5 protein-coding genes are annotated in these 3,251 nt (G+C 43.5%); 2 read left to right on the top strand and 3 right to left on the bottom strand.

Annotated elements, in window-relative coordinates:
* Positions 1–216, top strand: a 216-nt coding sequence (locus PHX29_07330) for a hypothetical protein (GenBank protein ID MDD5605693.1), incomplete at its 5' end; no start/stop codon positions are given.
* Between the two features lie 153 nt (positions 217–369).
* Here the strand turns inward: PHX29_07330 and PHX29_07335 are convergent.
* Both PHX29_07335 and PHX29_07340 read right to left on the bottom strand, forming a co-directional pair.
* Positions 370–843: a flavodoxin family protein gene (locus PHX29_07335; GenBank protein MDD5605694.1), complete on the bottom strand. Its 474-nt coding sequence runs from the start codon at positions 841–843 to the stop codon at positions 370–372.
* An 85-nt stretch (positions 844–928) separates the two neighbouring features.
* Positions 929–1,723, bottom strand: coding sequence for an SDR family oxidoreductase (locus PHX29_07340; GenBank protein MDD5605695.1), 795 nt, complete (start codon positions 1,721–1,723; stop codon positions 929–931).
* 286 nt (positions 1,724–2,009) lie between these two features.
* Between PHX29_07340 and PHX29_07345 the strand changes: the two genes are divergently transcribed.
* Positions 2,010–2,789 carry a hypothetical protein gene (locus PHX29_07345; GenBank protein MDD5605696.1) on the top strand — a complete coding sequence of 260 codons (780 nt, stop codon included), beginning with the start codon at positions 2,010–2,012 and terminating at the stop codon, positions 2,787–2,789.
* A gap of 81 nt (positions 2,790–2,870) precedes the next feature.
* Here PHX29_07345 and PHX29_07350 read toward each other — a convergent pair.
* Positions 2,871–3,251, bottom strand: a 381-nt coding sequence (locus PHX29_07350; GenBank protein ID MDD5605697.1) for an IMP dehydrogenase, incomplete at its 5' end; no start/stop codon positions are given.

Consider the following 3,251-nt stretch of genomic DNA (forward strand, 5'->3'; position numbering starts at 1 on the left):
AGTCCAATATCTCCACCAATACATTACTCTCAACCAACAGAAGTTTTGTCTGATGTTTCGTTCTACTTTGGCGAACTTAATTCACCCCGTATTCTTTTTATGCCAACAACTGTTTACGAAATAATAACCGATGGTTACACAAAATTGGCACAGGCATCAGGATTATCAGAGTTGGAGAAGGAAGCAAAAAGGCAACGTTTGATTCATAAGAAATGAATTGACAACGTCATACCCCCGCTTTCATAGTATTAGAATCATATTGATGAATTTATTGATCCTTATGCTTTTGGTTGCCTTGCCCCGTCTTTATTATCACCTGCTTTTAGAATCCGACAGCCATCTATTTAGCATAATGATACTTAAAACAACCTAGCTGATTGGTAGAGCTTTTGCCCATTCGGTGGCTCTGGCTTCTTCGCCTTTTACCAGCGGGCCCTCTTTATCATCAACAAAAAATCCTTCTGGATCGGCTATCAAATTACCGCTCTTTGCTTCCAGGTCTTTGGCAATCCGGGGAGCAGCGTAACCAAGAATCTTCGACACCAGCTTCAATAACCAGCCTTTGCCTTCTTTCGGGATGCCGGTATCAAAGGAGGTGACTTTTACTCCTTTAAGACCACTGGAGGGAATGTTGGCCAGAAACGTCTGGATGGAAGGGATTGGTCTGCCGCCTTGGGTAGGCGAACCGACAATAACAAGGTCGTATTCATTTAAATACTGGGGATCAACCTCGTTGACTTTGAAGACTTTGACTTGCACAAAATCTAAAAGCCCTTTACCAATAGCCTCCGCAATTTTTTCTGTATTGCCGTAAACTGAGTCATATACAACAAGTGCTTTCATATTTTTCCCCTTACAATATATGAGTTAATAACCAGATTGTTATCACGTAAAGATTATATTGTTAAACACCTGCTAGTATCAATAACTAGCTGAGTAAAACTCCTCCGTCCGCGACAATAGTTGTGCCTACAACATAGTCAGATGCTGTACTGGCAAGGAAGAGCACCACCTTGGCAATATCATCCGGTTGACCGAACCGGCCAATGGGTATTTTGGCCACATATTGCTGTGCAATGGTTTTTTGCTGTTCCTGACTCAATCCGGTGATGCTAGCGGTAGTGCCTTGTGTAGTAATTGAACCAGGAGCTACCGCGTTAACCATAATACCAAGAGGCGCCCATTCTTTGGCAAGGGCTTTGGTAAGCATAACTACCCCTCCCTTAGAGGCGTTATAGTGAGCGATATTACCGGTAGGACGGAATGCATCTATTGAGGCAATGTTGATAATTTTTCCGCCGTGCTTTCTTTCTTTCATAGCGATGGCTGCGGCTTTAGAATAGAACATCACGCCTTTTAAATTAATATTGAGGGTTTTATCCCATACTTCTTCAGATAGATCAATTGCCTGAGAAAATGGGTATATGCCGGCATTGTTAACTAAAATATCTAGATCTCCAAAAGTTTCAATTGCTTTTTCAATGGTTTTTTTGGAGTCACTTACACTTGAGGCATCTGCTCTGGTAGCCGCTGTATTAAAACCCTGGGAGTTGAATTCCTCGGACGTTGCGGTTGCTGCCTCCAGATTGATATCAGCAATAAGTACTTTTGCACCGCTTTCAACTAGACGGTAGGCAATAGCTTTTCCTATCCCCATGGCTGCTCCGGTAACCACGGCAACCTTGCCTTTGAGATTTAATAGATCTTTAATGGATTGGGTCATGGTTTACCTCCGTTGTTTAATTTAGGGTTATTATATAGGCTGCATATGAGAGAAGATAGTATTACCGGCTGAAAACGGAAAAATTGTTCTTTTGTTATCTATGTTAATTCCCGGCTGTTTATTGATGATTATTATAAAAACTTACATATGAAATAATAGTGTTTGTATTTCTATTGCGTTTATAAAATATCAAAACGCCACACATCAAGTTTGCTAAAAACGGCCTTATTCAAGTAAACTGTTCTTGGCATATTAGCCCTAAATATACCTGATTGGGAGTATGTATGTGAGTCAGCTCATTCAAAAACTCAAAATCGCCGCCCGGCTGGAAGTACCACCGCTGGGATTTACAGGAGTAAGCAAAGCTAAGACTAAACCCCGCCCCGTGCTTGTGGCCAGGGTGTCCGGTGAAGAAAAACAATCTTCCTCTTTAGTTAAGGGAGCCGACGCGGTTTTTATTGATACATTCCAGGAAGAAGTGGCCGACCGATTTATCAAACAGCTTGAAAAAGAAACTACCAAAATGCCATATGGCTGTTGGCTGGGTAATATGGTCCACTGTCAAAACGATTTTTTTGCACTTAACCTGGATGCTGATATGAATCAGATCAAAGAAACCGAGGCAGGTAAAGCTTTGGTGGTTGAACCGGATATCGAAGATAAGTATCTGCGCCAGCTAGATAACCTTCCGATAGATGCGATAGTAATTGAAGATAAAGAAAGGCTCTCATGCCGGTTGACGATAAAAAACTATATACTCTGCCGCCGCATGGCACTGGCTGTATCCAAGCCGCTACTTATTCACGTGGATTTAACTATAACGGCTCAGGATATTGAAGAAATGTGGAATTATGGCATCGATGGTTTTGTGGTAGATGCCGATCCTGCCTTCCCTGCTGCTGTTCAAGAATTGAGGCAGGTAATCGATAAACTGGATTTGGATTCACGGCATAAAAAAATAGCGCTTGTACCCATTATTCCTTCTGTAAAGAACAGTGCTCAGGACCTGAACGAACCGATGCCGGATGAAGATGATGATGAAGACGATTATGATAACGATGAATAACGTTTAACAAACTGACCAAGAAAAATGAAGGCTGGCACAGGTGTGCCAGCCTTAAATGTATCCTTCAGGGATTATTGGTTATTACTTTTTAACCTGCCCTTGGGCGAACTGCCATACTTTACCTTCGGTAATAATAGAGGGGGCAATTACCATTTCGGCTTGGTGCATTTCGCTGATATTGGCCGCACCGCAAAGCCCCATGGTGTTTTGGAGGGCGCCAACCAAGTTCTGAGTACCATCGGTAAGAGAGCTGGGTCCGTAAAGAATCTGCTCTAGGGTACCGGTGGTGCCAACCTTGATACGGGTACCGCGGGGAAGCGCGGGGTGTGGATTGGCCATACCCCAGTGGTAACCTCTTCCGGGGGCTCCTTGTGCCTGGGCGAAGATAGAACCTAACATAACGCCATCAGCTCCAGCGGCAATCGCCTTGCTGATTTCCCCTCCGCGATGGAAGCCGCCATC

It is taken from the genome of Dehalococcoidales bacterium, assembly GCA_028717385.1.
Lineage (GTDB): Bacteria > Chloroflexota > Dehalococcoidia > Dehalococcoidales > CSSed11-197 > CSSed11-197.

Bases quoted from the DNA above. Each gene is read 5' to 3' on its own strand.
- PHX29_07335 (MDD5605694.1), bottom strand. From the start codon at position 843: ATGAAAGCACTTGTTGTATATGACTCAGTTTACGGCAATACAGAAAAA.
- PHX29_07340 (MDD5605695.1), bottom strand. From the start codon at position 1,723: ATGACCCAATCCATTAAAGATCTATTAAATCTCAAAGGCAAGGTTGCC.